The organism is Myxococcus faecalis (genome assembly GCF_050039385.1).
In the GTDB taxonomy this organism is placed as follows: Bacteria; Myxococcota; Myxococcia; order Myxococcales; family Myxococcaceae; genus Myxococcus; species Myxococcus fulvus.
The window spans coordinates 2226583-2252766 of the sequence record NZ_CP144336.1 but is presented as its reverse complement, the minus strand read 5'-3'; the positions used below and the strand labels follow the sequence as shown (position 1 = coordinate 2252766).

Annotated in this window: 3 protein-coding genes; all 3 read left to right on the top strand. The window is 72.5% G+C overall.

The annotated features are described in order from the left end of the window. Positions 1–253: 253 nt before the first annotated feature. Genes VZQ01_RS08745 through VZQ01_RS08735 form a run of 3 tightly spaced genes read left to right on the top strand, consistent with a single transcriptional unit; the run spans position 254 to position 26138 of the window. Positions 254–12391: an SDR family NAD(P)-dependent oxidoreductase gene (locus VZQ01_RS08745; protein WP_426747532.1), complete on the top strand. Its 12138-nt coding sequence runs from the start codon at positions 254–256 to the stop codon at positions 12389–12391. After that, positions 12388–16443, top strand: a complete 4056-nt coding sequence (locus VZQ01_RS08740; protein WP_426747531.1) for a non-ribosomal peptide synthetase — start codon at positions 12388–12390, stop codon at positions 16441–16443. The genes VZQ01_RS08745 and VZQ01_RS08740 overlap by 4 nt, the downstream gene beginning before the upstream one ends. Continuing rightward, complete coding sequence (locus tag VZQ01_RS08735; RefSeq protein WP_426747530.1) at positions 16440–26138, top strand: non-ribosomal peptide synthetase; 9699 nt, start codon at positions 16440–16442, stop codon at positions 26136–26138. Before VZQ01_RS08740 ends, VZQ01_RS08735 begins: the two co-directional genes overlap by 4 nt. Positions 26139–26184: the final 46 nt, after the last annotated feature.

Sequence of the window (26184 nt, the reverse complement as noted above, 5' to 3'; positions counted from 1 at the left end):
GTGCTCTCCATCCCCTGTCCGCGGGGCAGAAAATCATCTGGTATTGCGCGAGTTCCGGGCGTAGAGAGAGATCGCCCGAGCGGCGGAGTTATGGGTTGTTGTATGCGTTGCCGGGTGTATCGGTAGCAGGTCAATCGCTGATTCACATGGATGCGTGGGTGCATGCCTGGGGTCGGGCATGTATGTCTTTTGCGACGTCCAGGGTGTCTCCGGTCGTGGACGGAAGACCGCCTGGATGCCAGTGAGGCAGGGAATGGAAGAGCGGGTTGGCGACGTCGACGGGCTGCGGGCGTGGCTCGCGGTCGAGCTGTCCTCGTTGCTGGGGCGTGAGGCGAGCGAGGTGGGGCTCGCGACGCCGTTCTTCCAGATGGGCGTCGACTCGCTCGTCGCGCTCAAGTTGATCTCCCGGCTGTCGGGGGTGCTGGGGCGGCCGCTGTCGCCCACGCTCATCTGGGAGCATCCGACACCCGCGGGGCTGGCGGCCCATCTGCTGGGACCCGAAGCGGCGTCGAAGCCCGGCTGGGACGTGCCCGGCCAGGAGCCCTCGGAGCCTGTCGCCATCGTCGGGCTGGCCTGTCGCTTCCCCTCCGCGCCGGATGCCGAGGGCTTCTGGCGGGTCCTCCAGGAGCGCGTCGACTGCGTGACGGACGTGCCCCCGGAGCGCTGGGCGGCCTCTGCCGGAGCCTGGGAGCGACCTGGGGCGTTCCTCGACACGGTCGACCGCTTCGACCCGGGCTTCTTCGGAATCTCGCCCCGGGAGGCGGGGCAGATGGACCCCCAGCAGCGCTTGATGCTGGAGCTGTCGTGGGAGGCGCTCGAGGACGCGGGCATCGCGCCCGGGACGCTGCGGGGCTCGCGCACCGGCGTCTTCACGGGGCTGGTCTGGCGCGACTACGCCGACCTCCAGACGCTCCAGGGGGCCTCCGCCTCCCTTCATACCTGCACCGGCCACGCCGGGAGCATCGTGGCGAACAGGGTCTCCTATACGTTCGGGTTCGAGGGCCCCAGTCTGGCCATCGACACCGCCTGTTCCTCGTCGCTGGTCGCCATCCTCGAGGCCTGTCGCAGCCTGCGCGCGGGCGAGTCGACCCTGGCGCTCGCGGGGGGCGTGCAGCTCAATCTCTCTCCCCGCACGCTCCAGGCCGTCTCTGCCTTCGGTGCGCTCGCGCCGGACGGGCGGTGCAAGACCTTCGATGCGCGGGCCAACGGCTACGGGCGCGGAGAGGGCGCGGGCGTCGTCGTCCTCAAGCCCCTGTCGCGCGCCCTGGCGGATGGGGACTCCATCTACTGCGTCATCCGTGGCGGCGCGGTGAACAACGACGGCGCCAGCAACGGGCTGACGGCTCCCAGCCCCAAGGCCCAGGAGCAGCTGCTGCGCGCCGCCTACGGCGCCTCGGGCGTGGACCCCGCGCGGGTGCAGTATGTCGAGCTGCACGGGACGGGAACGCCGCTGGGCGACCCGATAGAGGCCCGGGCCCTGGGCGCCGTGCTGGGCGGGGCGGCGCGCGCTTCCGGGCAGCCCCTTCGCGTGGGCTCGGTGAAGACCAACATCGGGCACCTGGAGGCGGCCGCGGGCGTCGCGGGCGTCATCAAGGTGGCGCTCTCCATCCGGAAGCGGCGGCTCCCGGCGAGCCTGCACTTCGAGCAGCCGAACCCGCACATCCCGTTCGATGCGCTGGGCCTGAGCATGCAGACGGCGCTCACGGCGTGGCCCAGGGACGACGAGCCCGCGCTGGCGGGCATCAGCTCCTTCGGCTTCGGGGGCACCAACTGTCACCTCGTCGTCGAGGAGCATCTGCCGGGGCCCCGGCGGGCCGTGGCGCCTCCCTCCGCCGTGGCCCGCCCGCCGCTCCCCGGAGGGCCGAGGAAGGTCGCGTTCCTCTTCGCGGGCGCCGGCTCGGCGTGGTGGGGCATGGGGCGGGAGCTGCTCGCGACGCAGCCCGTCTTCCGTGCGCGCTTCGAGGCGTGTGATGCCGTGTACCGGGGGCTCGGGGGCGACTCGCTCGTGGAGGCGTTGCTCGCGCCTCGCCACCGCTCGCGCTTCGAGCGGGGCGAGGTGCAGTTGCCAGTCGTCCTCGCGCTCCAGGTCTCGCTCGCGGCGACGTGGCGGGACTGGGGCGTCGAGCCGAGCGCCGTCATCGGCTACAGCGTGGGCGAGTGGGCCGCGGCGCACGTGGCGGGAATCCTCACGCTGGAGGAGGTCTTCGCGCTCGCGCGCCATTACATCCAGGTGCAGCGGAGCGTGACGGGCGGCGCGGGCATGGGCGTGGTGGGGCTCCCCGCGGCGGAGGTGGAGGCGCGCCTCGCCGGGGCGGGGAGGATTGCCATCGCCTCGGTGAACAGCCCCCGGTCCACGGGCATCGGCGGAGAGCCCTCGGCCCTCCAGGACTTCGCCTCGCGGCTGGTGGCGGAGGGGATTTTCGCGCGCACGGTGGAGATCGACTTCTACGCGCACATCCCCCAGGTGGCGCCGCTCGCGCCGCTCTTCCTGGGAGGCTGTCCGGCGCTGAGGCCGCTGCCGGGGCGCATCCCGATGGTCTCGACGGTGTCGGGCGCGTTCGTCGACGGCGTGTCGCTGGGACCCGGGTACTGGACCGACAACTTCCAGGCGCCCGTGCGGTTCGCCGACGCGGTGAAGACGCTGCTCGACTCCGGGCACGAGGTCTTCCTCGACGTCAACCCGCATCCCATCCACGCGCGCTCGGTGGAGGAGAACATCGCGGCCCACGCGGCGACGGCCACGGTGGTGCAGGGGCTGCAGCGCGGAGCGTCGGACCTGGATGGGCTTCATCGCGCGCTCGACGCGCTCGCCTCGGCGGGCCACGCGATTCGTTGGGAGCGGGTGTTGCCGGAGGCCCCCGTGCCTCCCACCGCCGACGGGGCCGCGGAGCTGTTCGTGCTCTCCGCGAGGACGGAGCCCGCGCTCCGGGAGCAGGCCCGTCGTGTCGCCGGGCAGCTTCGCGGCGCGCCCACGCCCTCGCTCGCGGACCTCTGCGCCACCGCGGGGCTCTGGCGTGACCACCATGCGCACCGGTTGACGTTGGTGGCCCGGACGCGGACGGCGCTGGCGGAGGAACTCGAGGCGTTCGGCCAGGGGGCGCCTCCTCGGGCCTTCCAGTCCCAGGGGGTGGTCCGACAGGGCGAGGCGCCGCGCGTGGGCTTCGTGTTATCGGGGCAGGGGGGCTTCCCGCTCGGGGAGAGCACCCGCCTGTTCGAGGAGGAGCCCTGCTTCCGGGAGATGTTCGAGCGCTGCGACCTGGCGTTCCGCGCGCGCACCGGGGCCTCGCTCGTCGAGGCGATGGAGGCCGCGCGGGAGGGGGCCGCTCCGCCGCGCACGGAGGTGGAGCAGCCGCTCCTGTTCGCCTTCCAGGTGTCGCTCGCCGCGCTGTGGGCGGCGTGGGGCATCCGTCCGGACGCGGTGGTGGGGCACAGCATCGGAGAGGTCAGCGCGGCGCACCTCGCCGGCGCGCTGTCGCTCGAGGAGGCGATGGCCCTGGTCGTGAGCCGCAGCCGCTTGATGGGGAAGACGGCCGGACGCGGAGGCATGGCCACCGTGGCGACCTCGCTCGAGCGACTGGCGCCGCTGCTCGCGCCTCACGGTGACGCGCTGTCGGTCGCCGCGCTCAACGGTCCGGAGGACATCGTCGTCTCGGGAGAGCGCGCGTCGCTGGAGTCGCTGCGGGACAGCCTCCAGGCGCAGGGGATTCGCGTCCGGCTCCTGAACGTCGACCACGCGTTCCACAGCGCGCAGATGGACGCGCACCTGGCGGAGCTGGACGACTGCACGCGGGAGCTCGCGCCCAAGGCGCTGGTGACGCCGCTGTACTCCACGGTGCGGGGTGGGCGGGTCCTGGCCTCGGTGCTCGACGCGGACCACTGGCGCGCGAACATCCGGCAGCGGGTCCTGTTCGCGCCGGCCATCCAGGCGATGCTCGCCGACGGCTGCCGCGTCTTCGTCGAGGTCTCCCCGCATCCGGTGCTGTCGCAGCCGCTGGCGCGGACGCTCGAGGCCTCGGGGGTGGAGGGGACGTCGGCGCTGTTCTCCGCGCGCCGTGACCGGCCCCCTCGCGTCACGATGCTCGCCGCGTTGGGCGCGCTCCACACGTTGGGGCGCGAGCCCGCGTGGAAGGGCGTCTTCCCTCGTGGGGGCCGGCGGGTGGCGCTGCCGTCCTATGCGTGGCAGCGCGAGCGCTACTGGTTCGACGTCGCGCCCGGGGCCGCGCAAGACAGGGGGCATCCGCTGCTGGGGCGCGCGGTGGAGGCGCCCCTCGGCGGGATGCGCTTCGAGTCATCCCTTCGAGCGGACCGCGTGCGGCTGCTCGCCGACCACCGGCTCTACGGCACGGTGGTGGTCGCGGGCGCGAGCATGGTCGGCATGCTGCTGGAGGCGGCCCGTCGGCTCTGGGGGCCGGAGGGCTGTCGCGTCCAGGATGTGCTGTTCCTGAGTCCCATCGTGATGGAGGACGCCGAGGAGCGGGTCTTCCAGGTGTCCATCGCGGCCGGGGGTGACTTCCGGCTGTCGACCCGGCTCGCGAGCGATGACGCGGAGTCACCGCGCTGGACGCTGCATGCCACGGGGCGACTGGAGCGAAGCGGGGAGGTGCCCTCCGAGGCCGAGCCGCTCGCCGGGCTCGAGGCCCGCTTCGAGGCGCTCCCGTCCATCGAGCGTTTCTATGAGGGCATCGACCGACAGGGCCTGGTGCTGGGGCGCCAGTTCCGCTGGCTGGAGGCGGTCTCCCGGGGCGAGAGGGAGGCGCTGGGGCGCCTGCGTCTTCCGGATGTGGGGGATGGCGCGGAGGACTACCGGCTGCATCCGGGGCTCATCGACTCGTGCTTCCAGGTGCTGGGGGCGGTCTCGGGCTTCTCGTCCATCGAGGGGATGGCCTTCGTTCCCATCGGCATCGACCGGTTCGTGCTCCACGGGGCGCAACGTCCTCGGTTCTGTCATCTCGTGCTGCGCTCGGGGACGGGCGCGGTCGACGAAGCCTCGACGGTGGACCTGCGGTTGCTGGACGACGCGGGTGTCGTCGTGGCGGAGGTCCACGGCCTGACGATTCGCCGGGCGCCTCGGGACACGGTCCTGCGGCGAGACACGGGGGCGGCGCCGCTGCACTTCCAGGTGGAGTGGCAGCCTCGGCCCGCGGCGGCGCTGGCCTCCGCGAGTGAGCCCGTCACCTGGTTCCTCCTCGCGGACCGCGGCGGTTTCGCGGAGGCGCTCGCCCGACAGCTCGAGCTTCGGGGTGCTCGCGTGGAGGTGCTCTCCTCCGACCTCGCACGTCCTGGTGCTCACGGCGACGCGGGTGCTTCAGATGACCACGGTCGCCCTGGTGCACGTGTGGAGGCGCGGTCCTCCGACAAGGGCGATGAGCGGCGCCTGCTCGAGCGTATCGATGCGCTCGGTGAATCGACGCGGGCCCGCATCGGAGTCGTCGACCTGCGAGGGCTCGATACATCCTCGCCACTCGGCGGTGTCGAGCGTGGGGTCGGGCTCGGCGAATCGACGCGGGCCCGCGTCGGAGTCGTCGACCTGCGAGGGCTCGATACGTCCTCGCCACTCGACGGTGTCGAGCGTGGGGTCGGGCTCGTGAAGCTGCTGGCGACCCATGGCGGTGGGACTCCACCGCGCCTTGTCCTGGTGACGCGAGGCGCGCAGGCGACCGGCGTGGAGGAGGGTGCCCTCGCCGTCGAGCAGTCGCCGCTCTGGGGCCTGGGCCACGTGGTGGCCCTCGAGCACCCCGAGCTGCGCTGTTTACGCATCGACCTGGACCCGTCCGCTCGTGGAGAGGATGCGGCGCTGCTCGCCCAGGAACTCTCCTCGTCGCAGGACGAGGACCGCGTCGCCTTCCGCTCGGGTCGTCGCCTCGTGGCCCGGCTCGCACGCGCGCGGCTTCCGCGTGCGCCCCATCCACTGTCTCTCTCCGCCGACGCCACGTACCTCATCACCGGCGGCCTCGGGGGCCTGGGGCTCGAGGTGGCCCGTTGGATGGTGGACCGGGGCGCGCGTCACCTGGTCCTCCTGGGCCGCCGTGCGCCGGAGCCGCTCGCGCAAGCACGCGTGGACGCGCTGCGGTCCGCTGGCGCGAACATCACCGTGCGACAGGCCGACGTGTCGTCACGCGAGGAGGTCGCGCGGGTGTTGTCGGAGTGCCGCGCGGCGATGCCTCCGCTCCGGGGCGTGGTGCATGCCGCGGGTGTCCTCGACGATGGCCTCCTCGTGCTCCAGGACACGGCGCGGATGGCCGATGTCCTCGCGCCCAAGGTCCACGGGGCGCTCAACCTCCATCACGAGACCCTCGAGTCGCGCCTCGACTTCTTCGTCCTGTTCTCCTCCGTGAGCGCCGTCTTCGGGACCACGGGACAGGTCAGCTATGCCGCCGCCAATGCCTTCCTCGACGCCCTGGCCCATCACCGGCGCGCCAACGGTCTGACGGCCACGAGCATCAACTGGGGCCCCTGGGCCGAAGTGGGCATGGCCGCGCGGCTGTCCGCCGACGCCGGCAAGTCCTGGTCCGGTTTCGGAGTGGGGATGCTCGCCCCCGCCGCGGCCCTCGCGTCGCTGGAGGGCATCCTCGGCGCCGACCTCACGCAGACCGTGGTCGTGGCCGCCGGCGGGCGCGCGGTGCGGGAGGGGCTGCCTGCCTTCTTCGAGGTCCTCGCGCCTCGTCGCGCCGAGCCCACCCGCTCCGCGCCGCCCTCGACGGTGTTCGCGGGGGCCTCGCCTCGTGAGGCCCGCGCCCGACTGCTCGCGCTGCTCCAGTCGCAGGCCTCGGACGTCCTCGGGCTGTCGTCCTCGTCGCCCATCGACCCGCGTCGACCCCTCCAGGAGCTGGGGCTCGACTCCCTGATGGCGTTGCAGCTGCGCAACGCCTTGTCCACCGCGCTCGGTCGCTCCCTCCCCGTCACGTTGTTGTTCGACCACCCGAGCTTGGAGCAGCTGCTCGACTTCCTGGGGCGCGAGCTCCCCTCCGTCGACGCGGCGGCCTCGGAGCCGGCGCCTCGGGCCGTGAAGCCACGCAGGGCGGCCGTGGACGGCGCGGAGCCCATCGCCGTGGTGGGGATGTCCTGCCGGCTGCCCGGTGGGGTCCGGAGCCCGGAGGACTACTGGCGCCTGCTCGCAGACGGCGTGAACGCGGTGCGCGAGGTGCCCGCTTCGCGCTGGGCGCTCGACGACTGGTACGACGCGGACCCGGAAGTCCCCGGCAAGACGTACTCGCGACACGGCGGCTTCATCGACGACATCGACGCGTTCGACGCCTCGTTCTTCGGCATCTCCGGCGCGGAGGCCCGGTCGATGGACCCGCAGCAGCGCATGTTGCTGGAGCTGAGCTGGGAGGCGCTGGAGCGCGCGGGCATGGCGGTGGAGCGGCTCAAGGGGACCCCCACCGGGGTGTTCCTGGGCATCTGCCTGAGCGACTACGCGCTGCTGGAACTCAACGCCGCCGATGCTCGCGGCATCAACGCCTACTCGGGCTCCGGTGGCGTGCTGAGCGTGGCGGCCGGACGCATCGCGTATGCGCTGGGCCTGGAGGGCCCCACCTTCGCCGTCGACACCGCCTGCTCCTCGTCCCTGGTCGCCACGCACCTGGCCTGCCAGAGCCTGCGGGAGGGGGAGTGTGACGTCGCGCTCGTGGGCGGCTCGAACCTGCTGCTCTCGCCGCGCATGACGGTCTACTTCTCGAAGCTGAAGGCGCTGTCCCCGGACGGCGCCTGCAAGGCCTTCGACCGCTCCGCCAATGGCTATGTGCGAGGAGAGGGCGCGGGCGTGGTGGTCCTCAAGCGCTTGTCGGAAGCGCTCGCGGAGGGCGACCCCGTCCTCGCCGTCATCCGGGGGACGGCCGTCAACCAGGATGGCCGCTCGAATGGCCTCACGGCGCCGAGCAGGCCCGCCCAGGAGCGCGTCATCGAGAGCGCCCTGCGCCAGGGTGGCGTCGCCCCGCGCGACGTCGGCTACGTCGAGGCGCACGGCACCGGGACGTCCCTCGGTGACCCCATCGAGGTGCAGGCGCTCGCGGCGGTCCTCGGGCGTGGGCGTCCCGCCTCCTCGCCGCTGGGAATCGGCTCGGTCAAGACGAACCTGGGACACCTGGAGGGCGCGGCGGGAATCGCCAGCCTCATCAAGGCCATCCTCGCGCTTCGCCAGGGCGAGCTGCCGCGCAGCCTCCACTTCAAGGAGCCCAGCCCCCACATCCCCTGGGCCGAGCTGCCCGTCGAGGTGATCTCCGAGCACCGCGCGTGGCAGGTCCCGGACGGGGCGCGGCGCATCGCCGGGGTCAGCTCGTTCGGCTTCAGCGGGACCAATGCCCACGTGGTCCTCGAGGAGGCCCCGAAGCGTGAGCCTCGGGCAGAGGCCCCGGCGTCCGTGGAGCGTCCCGAATTGCTCGTCCTGTCGGCCCGCTCGGCGGAGTCCCTGCGCGAGGCCGCGGGGCGTCTGTCCGCGACGCTGAACGGAGGGGACGGCGCGGCGTGGCGCGACCTCTGTTACTCCACGAGCTGTCGTCGGAGTCACCACGAGCATCGGCTCGCCGTGGTGGCTCGTTCCCGAAGCAGTGCCGCGGAGGCGCTGGAGGCCTTCCTTCGTGGCCTGTCGCACCCGGACGTCACGTCCGGCTATGCCCTCCCCGGCGCGGCCCCCAGGGTCGTCTTCCTGTTCACCGGACAGGGAGGGCAGTGGTCCGGCGCGGGGCGCGCGCTCCTCGAGGAGGAGCCCGTCTTCCGCGAGGCCCTGCGGTCCGTGGACGCCGTGCTGATGAAGCTCGCGGGCTGGTCCGTCATCGAGGAGCTGCGACGCGAGCAGCCCCGCTTCGAGCTGGCCCACATCTCCCAGCCCGCGCACTTCGCGCTCCAGGCGGCGCTCGTGGCGCTCCTGCGCTCCTGGGGGCTGGAGCCCGACGCGGTCCTGGGGTCCAGCATCGGAGAGGTGGCGGCGGCCCACGCGGCCGGGGTGCTCTCGGTCGAGGACGCGATGCGCATCACCCTCGAGCGCAGCCGCATCCTCGCGGCCATCGCGGGGAGTGGCGCGATGAGCGCGGTGGAGCTCTCCGAGGCGGAGGCCGCCGAGGCCATCGCGGCGCAGGGCACGCGGCTGTCCATCGCCGCGCTCAACAGTCCGACGTCGGTGCTCCTGTCCGGTGACGCGGGAGCGATGGAGGAGGTGCTCGGCGTGCTGGCTGCGCGCGGCGTCTCCTGTCGTCGGCTCGGCCTGGACTACGCCTCGCACAGCCACGCGGTGGAGCCCCACCTGGAGGCCCTGCGACAGGCGCTGGAGGGACTGGGCCCACGGCCCGAGGCGCTCCCCATCTTCTCCTCGGTCACCGGCCTGCGCGCGGACGGGCGGGACTTCGACCGCGACTACTGGGCCCGCAACCTCCGGCAGCCCGTGCGCTTCGCCCCCGCCATCTCCGCGCTCGCGGCCGAGGGCCATTCGCTCTTCGTCGAGATTGGCCCCAACGCGGTCCTGTCGCGTCCGGTGCAGCAGTGCTTCCAGCAGGCGGGCCGGAGTGCGACGGTGGTGTCCGCGCTGCGACGGGGAGAGGCCGAGCGCCACACCCTGCGCGCGCTGCTGGGCGGTCTGTTCGTCGCGGGCGTCTCGCCAGCCTGGGAGCGGCTCTTCCCGGAGGGCGGGGCGTTGGTGCCGCTGCCGTCCTATCCCTGGCGCAAGGAGCGCTACTGGGTCGCGAGCCCGGCTCCCGCCGCCTCGAGGCCCGCCTCCACGCAGGAGGTGCTGCCCCTGCACGGGCGCCGCGTGCGCTCTCCGCTGGCGGAGACGCTGTTCGAGGTGGAGCTGTCGGTGGAGCGGATGCCGTTGCTGGGCGAGCACCTGCTGCACGGCGCGGTGGTGGTCGCGGGGGCCGGGCATGTCTCGATGGTGCTCTCCGCGCTCCAGTCGCTCCAGGGCACCGCGCCGATTCGTCTGGCCGACATCGTCTTCCCGCGCGCGCTCGTGGTGGAGGCGGGGCTCGGGCGTCCCGTCTCGGTGGTGGTGGGAGCGGAGCAGTCGGGGCGCGCCTCCTTCCGCATCCAGAGCCAGGAGGCGGGGGGCGACTGGGTGCTCCACGCGGAGGGCAAGGTGCTGCGCTCCGGCGCGCCGCGAGTCGACGCGGCGGTGTCGCTGGAGCAACTGCGCGCGCGATGTCCGACCCCCCTCGAGGTGCCGCGGGTCTACGAGACGATGGATGCCGAGGGGATCTCGCTCGGGCGACGCTTCCGCTGGGTCGAGCAGCTGTGGCGGGGGGAGCGGGAGGCGTTGGGACGCATGCGCGCTCCGGAGCCCGAGGACCGGCAGCCGGCGACACCGTTGCACCCCGGGTTGCTCGACTCCCTCTTCCATGTCCTGCGCGGCGTCCCGGGCGTCGTGCGCGATGACGGCGTGCCCCTGATTCCCGTGGGCATCGAAGGCGTGGTCTTCCTGTCGCCGCCTCGCGGCACGCTCTGGGCGCACGCCATGCCGCGGCCCGGGAGCGGCCAGGAGGGCGAGACGCTGAGCGCCGACTTCCGCCTCTTCGGTGAGGACGGGGTGACGGTCGCGCGGGTGGAGGGGCTCGTCGTCCGGCGCGCCCCCCGCGAGGCCTTCACGAGGGAGCGTGTGCGTGCGCCCGGCCAGGACCTGTTCCAGGTCCGTTGGCGACCGGCGCCTGCCGTCACGGCTCCGACGCGGGAGACTGGACCCTGGCTGCTCCTGACGGACCGTGGCGGTGTCGGCGCCGCGGTGGCGGACCGGCTGGGGGCGGAGGGCTCGCCGTGCCAGGTGATGGCGGCCCCTGAATCGACGGAGTCGGAGGCGTCGCTGCTGCGCCGATTGGAAGCGGCGCTCGGCGCGGGCCCCTGTCGCGGGGTGATGTACCTGGCGGCGCTCGATGTCGGAGCCCTGGAGCCCGGGAGCGAGGCGCGGGTCACCACCGAGGTCCTGGTCGGCGCGGTGCGGGTCCTCCAGGCGCTGACCCAGCTGAAGCGCCCGGTGCCCCCCCGGCTGTGGCTCGTCACGCGGGGCGCCCAGTCGACGGACGCGCGGCACGCGCTCTCGCTGGCCCAGGCGCCGCTCTGGGGGCTCGGGGCCACGCTGCGCCACGAGCACCCGGAAGTCCGCTGCACGCTCGTGGACCTGGACCCCGCGCCGGCCGCGGACACGGTGCATTCGCTGTGCACGGAGCTGCGGCTCCTGGATGGCGAGGACCGCGTCGCGTGGCGGGACGGCGCGCGGCTCGCCCAGCGACTCCAGTCCCTGGAGGTCATCCCGGAGCCCGGCCCCGTGCCGGTCGTCGCGGACGCGACGTACCTCATCACGGGGGGCCTGGGCGGGCTGGGGCTGCGGTGCGCGCGGTGGCTCGCGAAGGAGGGCGCGCGGCACCTGGCGCTCCTGGGGCGCAACGCGCCTTCCGAGGAGGCCCGCGTCGTGCTCCAGGCCCTCGCGGCGGAGGGCGTCTCGGTGCGTGTGCTCGCGGCGGACGTGGGCGAGCAAGCGTCCCTCGCGCGTGCGCTCTCGGAGCTGCGCGCGGACATGCCTCCGCTTCGGGGTGTCATCCACGCGGCGGGGCTGCTCGACGATGCGTTGCTGGCGAGCCAGGAGCGCGAGCGCATCGAGCGGGTCCTGCGGCCGAAGGTCGCGGGGGCGCTCCACCTGGACCAGCAGACGCGAGCGGACCCGCTCGACTTCTTCGTGATGTTCTCCTCCATCGCCGCGCTGCTCGGCGGGGTGGGGCAGGCGAACTACAGCGCCGCGAACGCCTTCCTGGATGCGCTGGCCGCCGAGCGGCGGGCGCGTGGACTGCCCGCGTGCTCGCTGGCGTGGGGCCCCTGGGCGGAGGTCGGACTCGCCGCGGCGCGCGCCGACCGGGGCGCCCGGCTGGAGGCCCTGGGCCTGGAGAGCCTCGCGCCGGACGAGGGCGTGGCCATCCTCGGCAGGCTCCTGCGAGGAACGACCGAGACCCACGTGGGCATCGCCCGCATCGACTGGGCGAAGTGGGGACAGGTCTATCCCTCGGCGGACCACGCCTCGCTCCTGACCGACTTCCTCCTCCGCGCGCGGCCCCGGGCCTCGGGCACGGCGGTGGCCGAGGGACTCCCTCCGCTCCACGAGCTGGCCCGGATGACCCCCGAGGAGCGTCGGGCGCGCGTCGACGGCTCGCTGCGACGCGAGGTGGTCTCGATGCTGGCCCTCCCTGGAGACCTGGCCGACGGCCGCCTGCCGCTGGTCCGCTTCGGCTTCGACTCGCTGATGGGCATGAAGCTCAAGGCGCGGCTGGAGCTGGCGCTGGGGCTCTCGGTCCCGGCCGTGAAGCTGTTGAGCGGCCTGAGCTTCGACGACCTCGTGACGCTCGTCCTCGAGAGCCTCGACGCCGTGCCGCCTCCGCCGGAGGCGGCCCTGGATGACCCGATGGAGGAGTTCCAATTTTGAATGCCACCGAACTCATTGCCGAGCTGACGCGCCTGGGTGTGGAGCTCAAGGTCGAGGGCGAGCACCTCCGGGTCCGCGCCGCGCGCAACGTCATCACGCCCGAGCTGCAGCAGCACATCGCCGCCCGGAAGGCGGAGGTGCTCGAGCTGCTCCGACGCCAGGGCGAGGCCCTCCGCTCCGAGCAGGCGCACGCGCCCTTCCCGCTGACCGAAATCCAGGAGGCCTATCTGGTCGGACGCGGCACCGACTTCGGCGTCGGCGGCATCTCCTGCCACCTGTACCACGAGCTCGACGGCCAGGCGCTGGACGTGGAGCGGCTGTCGCGCGCGTGGCGGCGCCTCATCGAGCGGCACGCCATGCTGCGCGCCGTGGTGCTCCCGTCGGGGGAGCAGCGCGTGCTGGAGCAGGTGCCGTCCTTCTCCATGCCCGTGCTGGACCTGCGTGGACAGGCGCGGGACGTCGTCGAGGCGAAGCTCGCCGGGATTCGCCAGGAGCTCTCCAACCGCTCCGTGCCGCTGGGGCAGTGGCCCACCTTCGAGCTGCGCGCGACGCTGCTCGATGGGAACCGCACGCGCATCCACCTGGACATCGACGCCATCACGATGGACGCCGCCGCCGTGCTCGCGCTCCTCGAGGAGTGGCGCGAGCTGTACGTGACGCCGGAGAAGGTGCTGGAGCCGGTCCCGGTGTCCTTCCGGGAGCACGTGCTCGCGGAGCTCTCCGCCCGCGATACGACGGCCTACCGGAGCGCCGAGGCCTACTGGCGCGCGCGCCTGGATGACCTGCCGGAAGCCCCGGTGCTGCCCCTGGCCACGCCTCCCGAGCAGCTGGTGCGCCCCGCGTTCCGGCGGCTGGGCGGGAGCCTGGACGCGAGGCGATGGGAGCGGCTGAAGGAGCGGTCCGCGCAAGCCGGGCTGACCCGCTCCGGCGTGGTCTGCGCCGCGTTCGCGGAGGTGCTCGCCGCATGGAGCGAGAGCGCCCGCTTCTGCCTCAACCTCACGCTCTTCAGGCGCCTGCCCATCCACCCGGCCATCGACCAGGTGGTCGGTGACTTCACGACGAACGTGCTGCTCGAGGTCGACGGGCGCGGCACGTCGTTCACCCAGCGCGCGGTCCAGCTCCGCGAGCAGCTGGCCCGGGACCTCGAGCACCTGCTCTTCAGCGGCATGCGGGTGATGCGCGAGCGCGCGCGGCGGCGCGAAGGTGCCGCGGGAGCACTCATGCCCATCGTCTTCACGAGCCTGCTGGGACACAGGCCCGGTGGCGCGGGCGCGGGCTCTCCCTTCGGGTGGCTGGGCGAGACGGTCCACGGCATCACCCAGACGCCGCAGGTGTGGCTCGACCACCAGGTCCGGGAGGAGGACGGGGCGCTGCGCTACTCCTGGGACAGCCCGGAGGGGCTCTTCCCCGCGGGCATGCTCGAGGACGCCTTCGCGGCCTACGAGTCCCTGCTCGGTCGGCTCGCGGAGGAGGACGCCGTCTGGGAGGCGCGCTCCCCGGTGCGACTGCCGGCCGCGCAGGCCGCGCGCCGTGAGGCGTTCAACGCCACCGCGTCGCCCATCCCCGAGGCGCGCCTGGAGGCGCTCTTCCTGGCCCAGGCACGACGCGCCCCCTCGCACGCCGCGGTGGTGAGCGCGGAGCGGACGCTGAGCTACGCGGAGCTCCGTGGACACGCGGGCGCGCTGGCGACCCGACTGGTCGAGCTGGATGCGCGGCCCGATGGATTGGTCGCGGTCATCCTGGAGAAGGGCTGGAGGCAGGTGGTCGCGGTGACGGCCATCCCACTGGCCGGGGCGGCCTATCTCCCCATCGACCCCGCGCTGCCGGACGAGCGCCGCCGGCTCCTCCTTCAGGAGGGGAGGGTGCAGGTCGTGGTGACGGAGCCGGGGCTGGCGGAGCGGTTCGCGTGGCCGGAGGGCGTCCGGGTGGTGTGCATCCCGGACAGCGCGACCGGGGAGCCGCCGCACGCGCCGGCACGTTCGCCGGCGGACCTGGCGTATTGCATCTACACCTCGGGTTCGACGGGGCGCCCCAAGGGGGTGATGGTCGAGCACCGCGCCGCGGCGAACACGCTCCAGGACATCAACACCCGCTTCGGGGTCGGCCCGGAGGACCGGGTCTTCGGCCTGTCGTCGCTGGGCTTCGACCTGTCGGTCTACGACATCTTCGGGAGCCTGGCGGCGGGCGCGACGCTCGTGCTGCCCGAGCCCGACGCGACATGGGAGCCCGCGAGCTGGCTGCGGTGGCTGCGCGAGGCGCGCGTGACGGTGTGGAACTCCGTCCCGACGCTGATGGAGATGCTGGTGGACCTGGTGGAGACACGCGGTGAGCGCCTCCCGGAGTCCCTGCGCCTGGTGTTGATGAGCGGTGACTGGATTCCCGTCACGCTGCCGGACCGCATCCGCCGCTTGTCCCGCGACATCCAGGTCATCAGCCTGGGCGGGGCGACCGAGGGCGCGGTCTGGTCCATCCTGCACCCCATCACCCAGGTCGAGCCCGGGGCGCGCAGCATCCCCTACGGCCGGCCGATGCTGAACCAGCGCTTCCATGTGCTCGACGAGGCGCTGGCGCCGCGGCCGGAGCACGTGCCGGGCGACCTCTTCATCGGAGGCGCCGGCCTGGCCCGGGGCTACTTCGGCGACGAGGAGCTGTCGCGCGCGCGCTTCTTCACGCACCCAGACACCGGCGAGCGCCTCTACCGCACGGGCGACCTGGGCCGCTTCCTGCCCGGTGGATACATCGAGTTCCTGGGCCGCAAGGACTTCCAGGTCAAGGTCGCCGGCCACCGCATCGAGCTGGGCGAAATCGAGGCCGCGCTCTGCCGCCATCCCGCCATCCGCGAGGCCGTCGTCGCCGCGCCCGGGGAGCGCACGCAGCGCAGGCTGGTGGGTTACGTCGTCCCCATGGAGGGGCAGCCCGCGCCCACGGACGACGCGCTGCGGGAGTTCCTGGGCAGAACGCTGCCGCACTACATGGTACCGGGCGTCTTCATGCGGCTGCGGGCGCTGCCGCAATCGGCGAACGGCAAGGTCGACCGCAAGGCGCTGCCCACGCCGGTGGAGGAGCCCGTCCACGGCGCGCTGCCCCTGGAGGCGCGCGGCGGGGAGGTCTTCACGCGAATCACCCGCCTCGTCGCCGAGGTCCTCAAGCGCCCCAGCGTCGAGCCGGAGGCGTCGTTGCTCCAGCTCGGCGCCACGTCGGTGGAGCTCATCAAGCTCGCGACGATGTTGGAGCAGGCCTTCGGGAGCCGGCCCCGGATGTCGGAGTTCCTCACGCTGCGGAACACCGCGGACATCGTCGCCTACTACACCCGGCACCCGCCGGCGGAGGCCCCACCCGCGAGCGCGAAGGTGGAGGAGGGGTTGCTGCTGGACCCCGAGCAACGCGAGGCCTGGAAGCGCGCGCGCCACGGCGTCCGCACCTTCGATGCGGGGACGCCCGTGGTCCCGATGGCCGGGCTCTCCGAGGGCGAGGCGCGGCGCCGTCACCTGGAGCGCTCCAGCCACCGGACCTTCTCGTCCGAGCCCGTGGAGGCCCAGGCGCTGGGTCGCCTGCTGTCGTGTCTGCGCTCGCTCGAGGTCGGAGGGCGCTTCAAGTACCAGTACGGCTCGGCGGGGAGCGCGTACGGCGTCCAGCTGTACCTCCACGTGAGCGCTGGACGGGTTCGGGGGCTCGAGGCGGGCGCGTACTACCACGAGCCGGCGCGCCACGCGCTGGTGCGGCTCTCGGCGGTGGACGCGCTCGACGCCAGCCTCCACGCGCCCACCAACCGGTCCATGTTCGCCAGCTCCGCGTTCTCGCTCTTCCTGGTGTGTGACAGGCGCGCCATCGCGCCGCTCTACGGCGAGAAGTGGCGGGACTTCGCGCTGCTCGAGGCGGGGCTCATCTCGCAGTTGCTGGAGCTGCGCGCCGCGGAGCAGCAGCTGGGGCTCTGCCAGGTGGGGGAGCTGCGCTTCGACGACCTCCGCGCCGCGTTCCGGTTGGAGGAGCCGCACGTGTACCTGCACAGCCTGGTGGGCGGCGCCATCGCCTGGGAAGAGGGGGCGTTGTGAAGACGGCCGAGTTCATCGTCGAGCTTCAGCGGCAGGGCATCGAGCTGTGGGTGGAGGGCGAGGCGCTGCGGTTCCGCGCGCCTCCGGGCCACGTCACGGACGAGGTGCGCGCGGCGCTGCGTGAGCGCAAGCACCAGCTCGTGGAGCACCTGAGCGCCACCTCCCGCGTGGCGGAGGTCCAGGCCGCGGTCGTCCCACCACCGGAGGACGCGCGCTTCTCGCCGTTCCCCCTCACCGACATCCAGAACGCCTACTGGGTGGGGCGGCAGGACGCGTTCGACGCGGGCGGCGTCGCGGCGCACAGCTACCTGGAGCTCGCGTTCGACGCGCTGGACCCCGCCCGCCTCGAGCGGGTGCTCCAGCGGCTCATCGCGCACCACGACATGCTGCGCATGGTGGTGCTGCCCACGGGCGAGCAGGTGGTCCTGGCCTCCGTGCCGCCGTTCCGCGTCACGACGTACGACCTCCGCGCGGCCTCGGCCGGGAGCGTCGACGCGCACCTCGCGGCGATTCGCGCGGAGCTCTCCCATCAGGTGCTGCCGGCCGACCGCTTCCCGCTCTTCGAGGTCCGCGCCTCCCAGCTCCCGGGGGGACAGGTCCACGTGCACATCAGCCTGGACCTGCTCGTGGCGGACGCCTTCAGCGTGCAGCTGCTCATCGAGCAGTGCGTGGTGCTGTACCAGGACCTGGAGGCGCCGCTCGCGCCGCTGAAGCACACCTTCCGCGAGTACTTCGCCGCCGCCGCGCGACGCCGCGAGCAGGGGGCCCAGGCCTATCAGCGCGCGCTCGAGTACTGGCGCGGCCGGCTGGCGACGCTGCCCGGTCCGCCCGAGCTGCCGCTCGCCGCCGACCCGGGCACCCGGGGGCCTCGTCGCTTCTCCCGTCGCAAGGGCGGCCTGGAGCCCGCCGCGTGGAAGACCTTCCGCGAGCGCGCCGCCGCGGCGGGGGTGACGGCGTCCATGGCGCTGGCCGCGGCCTATGGCGAGGTGCTGCGCGCCCACGGCCGCGGCCAGCGGCTGACGCTCAACCTGACGCTCTTCAACCGGCTGCCGTTGCTCGAGGACGTGGAGCGCATCGTCGGCGACTTCACCTCGGGCATCCTGCTGGAGGTGGACGGCTCCCAGCCCGAGTCCTTCGCCCAGCGCGCCCGGCGACTGCAGGGGCAGCTCTTCGACGACCTGGAGCACTCCATCGTGTCGAGCGTGCAGGTCCTGCGCGAGGCGGCCCGGCTCGGCCGTCTGGACACGGGGATGGGCATGCCCTTCGTGTTCACGAGCCTGCTGTCGGAGACGGGGCGCTCGCTGCGGATGGGCGAGGGCGTGCGAATCGTGGAGGTCGTCAGCCAGACGCCGCAGGTGTGGCTGGACCACCAGGTCTTCGAGCTCAACGACGCGCTGTACTTCAGCTGGGACTCCGTCGACGCGCAGTTCCCCCAGGGGTTGATGGACGCGCTCTTCGGGGCCTATGTCCGGCTCCTGCGCCGGCTGGTCGAGGACCCGTCCGCCTGGGAGGCCCCCGCGCGGCAGCCGCTCCCGGCCGAGCAGCTCGCGCGACGGGAGGCCTACAACGCCACGGGGCGGCCCGTCCCGTCGGAGCGGATGGAGACGCTCTTCCTGCGTCAGGCGGCCACGCGGCCCCAGGCACCCGCCCTCATCGCGGGCGACAAGGTGCTCACCTACGGAGCGCTGGAGCGGCGCTCGGCGCGGATCGCGTCGTGGCTCGTCGCCCGGGGCGCGCGGCCGGAGCGCCTGGTGGCCATCGTCGCGGAGAAGGGCCCGGAGCAGGTGCTCTCCGCGCTCGCCATCCTGCGCGCGGGCGCGGCCTATCTGCCGTTGGACCCGAGCCTGCCCACCGAGCGGCTCCACGAGCTGTTGCGGGACGCGCGCGTCGACCTCGTGCTCACGCAGGCGCACCTCGACGCGTCGCTCACCTGGCCCGAGGGGCCCCGGCGGCTCGCGGTGGACCTGGACGGCGCGCTCGATGTCGGGGACGCGGAGCCTCCCGCCGTGCAAGGCAATGGCCTCGCGTATGTCATCTACACCTCGGGTTCGACGGGGCGGCCCAAGGGGGTGATGATCGACCACCAGGGCGCGGTGAACACCCTGGTCGACATCAACGCGCGCTTCGGGGTGGGGCCCGAGGACCGGGTGTTCGCGCTCTCGTCGCTCAGCTTCGACCTCTCGGTCTACGACGTCTTCGGGACGCTCGCGGCGGGGGCGGCCATCGTGATGCCGGCGCCCGGCACGCTGCGCGACCCGAGCCACTGGCTGTCGGTCCTCACCCAGGGCCGGGTGACGGTGTGGAACTCGGTTCCGGCGCTGATGGAGATGCTCATCGAGTTCGTCGAGGGCGCGGGGCAGCGCCTGCCGGACTCGCTGCGCCTGGTGATGATGAGCGGTGACTGGATTCCCGTCACGTTGCCCGAGCGCATCCGGAGCCAGCGCGCGGGCATCGAGCTGGTGAGCCTGGGCGGCGCGACGGAGGCGTCCATCTGGTCCATCCTGTATCGGATTGGCGTGGTCGACCGCGCGTGGCGGAGCATCCCCTACGGCCGCCCGATGGTGAACCAGCGCTTCCACGTGCTGGACGACGCGCTCGAGCCCTGCCCCGAGTGGGTGGCGGGGCAGCTCTACATCGGCGGGGTGGGACTGGCGCTGGGCTACCACGGCGACGCGGAGCGCACCGCCGCCCGCTTCATCGTCCACCCGCGAACCGGTGAGCGCCTCTACGCCACCGGTGACTTGGGGCGCTTCCTGCCGGACGGGAACATCGAGTTCCTCGGCCGCGAGGACTTCCAGGTCAAGATCCAGGGGCACCGCATCGAGCTGGGCGAAATCGAGGCCGCGCTCGATACCCACCCGGCCGTGAGAGGGGCCGTGGTCAAGGCGCTCGGCAAGCCGGGGGGGCCGAGGCGTCTGGTGGCCTATGTCGTCCCGGACGCCACGATTCCGACCCACGTCCTCGAGAAGGAGCCCTCGGACGCGACGCTGGACGAGGCGCATGAGCCGGAGCCTCGACTGGGCGTCATCTCCGACCCCATCGCGCGCCTCGAGTTCAAGCTGAAGGGGCCTGGGCTGCGGACGGATGTCGGCGCCCGTGAGTCCATCGCGCTCGCGAAGCCGGTCCTCGACGCCGCGCGGCTCCAGGCCGTCGTCGACCGGCGCAGTCACAAGTCATTCCGCTCGAGCCCCGTCTCCGTCGGACAGCTCTCCGAGTTGTTGAGCTGCCTGATGCAGGTCCAGCTCGAGGACTCGCTGCTCCCCAAGTACCGCTACGCGTCGGCGGGAGGGCTCTATCCGGTGCAGGTCTACCTGCACGTCAAGGCCGGGAGGGTCCAGGGGCTCGCGGGCGGGACGTACTACTACCATCCGAAGCAGCACGCGCTGGTGCTGCTCTCGCCGGACGTGGTCATGAGCCGCGCCCAGCACGCGCCGGGAAACCGGGCCACCTTCGACGACGCGGCGTTGTCCGTGTTCCTCGTCGGGCAGCTCGACGCCATCCAGCCGCTGTACGGAGACCTCGCGCGGGACTTCTGTCTGCTCGAGGCGGGCTACATCGCCCAGCTCCTGATGGGCTCGGCGGTGGGAGGCGAGCTGGGCCTGTGTCCGATTGGCGGCCTGGACTTCGAGCCGCTGCGCCAGCAGCTCGCGCTGGACGCGGGGCATGTCCTCCTGCACAGCTTCCTGGTGGGGGGCGTCGGCGCCTCGGTGAAGGTGGCCACGCCCGCGACGCGCTCGGCCCCGGCCACCTCGCTCCCCGAGGAGCTGCGGCGTCACCTGGTCGCCCGGCTCCCGGACTACATGGTCCCCACGTCCTTCGTGCTGATGGACGCGCTGCCGCTGACGCCCAACGGCAAGGTGGACCGCGACGCCCTGCGCGAGCCGAGCGACAGCGCGCAGGTGGCGCTGCCCGTGTCCCGTGCGCCGCGCACGGAGGTGGAGCGCTCCCTGGCCACCATCCTCCAGGAGGTGCTCCACCTGGACGAGGTGGACATCCACCGCAACTTCTTCGACCTGGGGGGCACGTCGGTGCAGATCGTCCAGGTCCACCGGCGGCTGCGAGAGCGGCTCCACGTGGACCTGCCCATCGCGCAGATGTTCCGGTTCACCACCGTCAGCGCGCTGGCGGAGTACGTGTCGACGCGGGGCACCGAGGCGCGACGCGAGCCTGTCCGTGAGGCGCCGCGTCCGAAGGCCGTGCCCGTGCCGAGCGCGCGTCCGGACCCCGCGCTGGAGTCGGCCATCGCCATCGTCGGGATGTCGGGCCGGTTCCCCGGCGCGAGGAACCTGGCGGAGTTCTGGCGGAACCTGTGTGACGGGGTCGAGTCGGTCTCGTTCTTCACGGAGGAGGAGCTGCGCGGCTCGGTGCTGGAGCCCTCGCACCTGGAGGACCCTCGCTACGTCCGGGCCGGCGCGGTGCTCGACGACGTGGAGCTCTTCGACGCCGAGCACTTCGGGCTGATGCCGAAGCAGGCCCGGCTCACGGACCCTCAGCACCGCATCTTCATGGAGTGTGTGTGGGAGGCCATCGAGGACGCGGGCTATGACCCGAAGCGCCTCCAGTCGCTGGTGGGGGTCTATGCCGGCTCCATCATCAGCAACTACCTCCTGTTCCACCTCGGCTCGTCGGTGGGCCGAGAGGGCGCGGTCCGAGACCTGCAGACGCTGATTGGAAACGACAAGGACTACCTGGCGACGCATGTCTCATATCGGCTCGGCCTGAAGGGGCCGAGCATCAGCGTCCAGACGGCGTGTTCCTCGTCGCTGGTGGCCGTCCACCTGGCGAGCCAGGCGCTGCGCAACCGCGAGTGCGACATGGCGCTCGCTGGTGGCGTGGCTGTGCGGCTGCCGCAGCGCTCCGGCTATCTCTACGAGCAGGGCGGCATCCTGTCCCCGGATGGTCACTGCCGTGCGTTCGACGCGGACGCCCAGGGCACCCTCTTTGGGAGCGGCGCGGGTGTGGTGGTGCTCAAGCGCCTGGCCGACGCGCTGGCGGACGGCGATTGCATCCGCGCCGTCATCCGCGGCTCGGCGGTCAACAACGACGGCTCGGTGAAGGTTGGCTACACGGCGCCGAGCCAGGAGGGGCAGGCCGCGGTCATCTCCTCCGCGCTGACGGCCGCGGGTGTGAGCCCCCGCAGCATCGGCTACATCGAGACGCACGGGACGGGCACGCCGCTGGGCGACCAGATCGAGTTCGCCGCGCTCCAGCAGGCCTTCGGTGCCAGCGCCGACGCGGTGGGCGTCTGTCCCATCGGCTCGGTGAAGACCAACGTGGGGCACCTGGAGGTCGCGGCGGGCATCGCCGGGCTCATCAAGACGGTGCTGTCGCTGCAGCACCGACGCCTTCCTCCCAGCCTGAACTTCAAGGCACCTCACCCGCAGCTCGACTTCGCGCACAGCCCCTTCTTCGTGAACACGCGGCTCGCGGAGTGGCGCGCCGCCTCGACGCCGCGCCGCGCCGGCGTGAGCTCGTTCGGCATCGGCGGGACGAACGCGCACGTGGTGTTGGAAGAGGCGCCGGAGGTGGAGAGGAAGGGAGGGGCGGAGAGGCCGAGGCACGTGCTGGCGCTGTCAGCGAGGAGCGAGAAGGCGCTGAGGGAGCTTGCGGGCCGGTACGCGAAGGGGCTGGGAGAAGAGGTGGGGGACGCGTGCTTCACGGCGAACACGGGGCGAGGACGCTTCGCGCACCGGGTGGCGGTGGTGGGGAGGACGGGAGAGGAGCTGAGGGAGGAGCTGGCGAGGTACGCGAGTGGTGGCGGGGTGGAGAAGGGAGCGGAGGGGCAGGCGAGGAAGGCGGAGGAGGTGGTGCTGCTCTTCACGGGGCAGGGAGTGCAGCACGAGGGGATGGGGAGGGAGCTGTACGAGACGAGCGAGACGTTCCGGGGAGTGATGAAGCGGTGCGACGAGGTGGTGAAGGGGGAGCTGGGGGAGTCGCTGGTGGAGGTGTTGTACGGAGGGAAGGGGGCGCTGCTGGAGAAGAGCAGCGTGTCGCAGGCGGCGCTGTTCAGCGTGGAGTACGCGCTGTCGGAGGTGTGGAGGGAGTGGGGAGTGAAGCCAGCGGCGGTGATGGGGCACAGCCTGGGTGAGTACGTGGCTGCGTGCGTGGCGGGGGTGTTCAGCCTGGAGGAGGGGCTGAGGCTGGTGATGGAGAGAGGGAGGTTGATGGAGGGGCTGGAGGGTGAAGGGAAGATGGTGGCGGTGCTGGCGAGCGAGGAGGAGGTGAAGGGGGAAGGAGGAGGGAAGCTGATTGCGGCGGTGAACGGGCCCGGGGAGGTGGTGCTGGCGGGGCGAGTGAAGGAGGTGGAGGAGGTGGAGGGGAGGCTGAAGGGGAGGGGGAAGGAGTGCCGAGTGTTGAAGACGACGCACGCGTTCCACTCGGAGCTGATGGAGCCGATGAAGGAGGGGTTCGAGAGGGCGGCGGGGAAGGTGAGGATGCAGAGGGCGAAGTTGGAGTTGGTGTCGAACGTGAGCGGGAAGGAAGTGAAGGGGGAGGAGAGGGAGGCGGGGTACTGGGGGAGGCACCTGAGGGAGCCGGTGAGGTACTGGGAGGGAGTGAAGGGGCTGTACGAGAGGGGATACCGAGTCTTCGTGGAGGTGGGGCCGAAGCCGACGCTGACGGGGGTGGGGAAGAGGTACCTGGGGGAGGGAGAAGCGCAGTGGGTGGGGAGCCTGAGGCCCGGGAGCAGCGACTGGGAGATGCTGCTGGGGAGCGCGGCGAAGCTGTACGTGAAGGGCGTGGAGGTGGACTGGGCGGGGGTGGACAAGGGGTATGCGCGCCGACGGGTGGCGCTGCCGACGTATCCCTTCCAGCGTGAGCGCTACTGGGTCGAGCGTCCTCGTGAGAACGCTCGAGCCGCGACGCCGAGCTCGGGTGGCGCGGGGTTGTTGGGTCGACGCCTCCGCTCTCCCGCGCTCACGCAGACGGTCTTCGAGTCGTCGGTGGGCACCGGCGCGATGCCGTTCCTCGCCGAGCACCAGGTGCTCGGCGCGACGGTGCTGCCGGCCACGGTCTACATGGAGCTGGCGCGAGCCGCGGCCGTCGAGCTCCTGGGCTCTGGTGTGCATCCGGTGGACGGACTGCTCATCCACGACGCGCTCGTCCTGCGTGGTGCCGCCGAGCGTGTCCTCCAACTCGTCGTGTCCCCGAGCGGTGATGACACGTACACCTTCCAGCTCTTCAGCGCGGAAGACGAGGGCGCCCGAGGCGCGAAGGCGCCGAGCTGGACCCTGCACGCATCGGGCAGTCTCGCCAGGGCGCGCGCCGACGTCGTCACCCCTGAGCCACGCTCGCTCTCGGAGCTGCTGGCGCGGTGTCCCGAGGAGGTCCCCGCGGCGAAGCTCCATGCGCACTTCGACGCGCGCGGCATCCACTACGGCCCGGCCTTCAAGGGCCTCGAGCGTATCCGCCTGGGACAAGGCGAAGCGCTGGGCCAGGTGCGACGGCCCGAAACGCTGACCGCGGAGACGTGGAGTGCGCCACTGCACCCCGCGATGCTCGATGCGTGTCTCCAGGTCTGCGGCGCCCTCTTCCTGGGCGAAGGCCGCGACACCCCGGAGGACGTGCTCGTCCTTCCCGTCGGGTTGGAGCGGCTCGTGGTCTGGAGCGAGCCGGGGACGACGTGTTGGAGCCATGTCTCGATGCGGGCGGGCAGCACGTCGACCGGGGATGTCCGCATCCTCGACGAGGCTGGACGGGTGTGCGTCGAGCTGGTGGGGCTGCGCTTCCAACAGGTGAGCCGCTCCGCGCTGCGGCGGATTCTCGGCACGGGGCGGGACTGGACCTACGAACTCACCTGGGAGCCTCGCTCCTTGACGGCGCTCCCGGACGGGGCGACCTCGGGTGGTACCTGGGTGCTGCTCGCGGATGGGGGCGGTCTGGCGGACGACCTCGCGAAGTCGCTGGAGGCGCGGGGCGCTCGCTGCGTCCGGGTCCTCGCGGGGAGCACCTACGAGGCGCGTGAGGGTGGGACGTACGCGGTCGACCCGACCCGGGCCGAGGACTTCTCGCGCCTGCTCCAGCACCTCACCGCCACAGGGGGCGAGCCGTGTCGGGGCATCGTGCATCTGTGGGGGCTCGGGGGCGGGCTGTCCGCGCCGTCGACCCAGGACCTGGCCTGCATGGGGGCGCTCCATCTGGTCCAGGCGTTGAGCCGTGGTGGAGGTACGCCGCCGCCTCGCCTGTGGCTGGTGACGCGCGGCACCCAGCGCACGGGGCACGAGGCGGCGCCTCCCTCATTGGCCCATGCGGCGCTCTGGGGCTTGGGTCGCACGCTCGCGGTGGAGCATCCGGAGTCCTGGGGGGCGCTCATCGACCTGGATGGCGACTTGCGCGACGAGGACCTCCGCTCCCTGCTGGACGAGCTGCTGCGGACTCCCGAGGGTGAGCAGGTCGCCATCAGGCGCGGCCAGCGGTACGTGGCGCGTCTCGTGCGCGGTGACGTGTCCTCACGCGCGACGCCTTCCGTGTCCCAGCTCCGACAGGATGCGACCTACCTCGTCACGGGTGGCCTGGGCGCCCTGGGCCTCCACGTGGCCCGGTGGATGGTGGAGCGCGGCGCACGCCATCTGGTGTTGATGGGGCGCAACGAGGCGAGTCCTGGGGCGGAGGCGGCGCTGCGGTCGCTTCGGTCCGCCGGGGCGCGAATCGAGTGCGTGCGAGGGGACGTCTCGCGGCCCGAGGACGTCGCGCGAGCGCTGGCCACCCTCTCCGGCGACGCGCCACCGCTGCGTGGCGTGATGCACGTCGCCGGTGTGGTGGAGGACGGGACGCTCCTTCACCAGGACTGGGCCCGCTTCGAGCGCGTGCTCGCACCGAAGCAGCGCGGTAGTTGGAACCTCCATCAGCAGACGCTGGAGCTGCCGCTCGACTTCTTCGTGATGTTCTCGTCCTCCGCCTCGTTGCTGGGGGCCGCGGGGCAGGGCAACTACGCCGCCGCGAACGCGTTCATGGATGCGCTCGCGCACCACCGTCGCGCGCTCGGGCTGCGCGCGGTGAGCATCAACTGGGGCCCCTGGAGTGGCGGCGGAATGGCGGCGGCCCTCGAGGTGCCGGAGGCGCGGCGCTGGTTCGAGTGGATTGAACCGGAGCAGGGGCTGGAGCTGCTGGGACAGGCGATGGACTCGGGCCGCGCTCAGGTCGCGGTGCTGCCCATCGAGTGGCCCCGGTACCTGCAACGCTTCGGAGAGGTCGGCGCGCCGAAGGTCCTGTCGGGTCTGCTCGACGAGGCTCGGGCGGGCATGCCCCGCGCGACGGCGTCGCCGATGCGGGCGCGGCTGAAGGGGCTGCCACGAGGTCGTCAGCAGGAGCTGCTGCTCGAGCACGTGCACCAGCAGGTCGCCCAGGTGCTGGGCTGGGACGCCTCCGCGCCGAGGTCGGGGGGCTTGCGGCTGTTCGACTCGGGTCTGGATTCGCTCATGGCCGTCGAGCTGAAGAACCGTCTCCAGGCGAGCCTGGGCCTCGAGCGCCCCCTGGCGGCCACGCTGGTGTTCGAGCACCCCAGCATCGAGTCGCTGGCCGAGCACCTGGCGCTCGAGGTCTTCGAGCTGGGCCCCCTCGTCCCCACCCCGCCGGCAGCGCCGGTGGAGGACACGGGCCCGACGTTGGCGGAGCTGGAGCGGCGCCCCGAGGAGGAGCTGGGGTCGCTGCTCGACGAGAAGCTCGCGGCTCTCGAGAAGCTGATGGGTGAGAGCTAGTCCCCCCGCGGTTGCCTGCCCCGACGTTCATGAGAGAGGCACGACG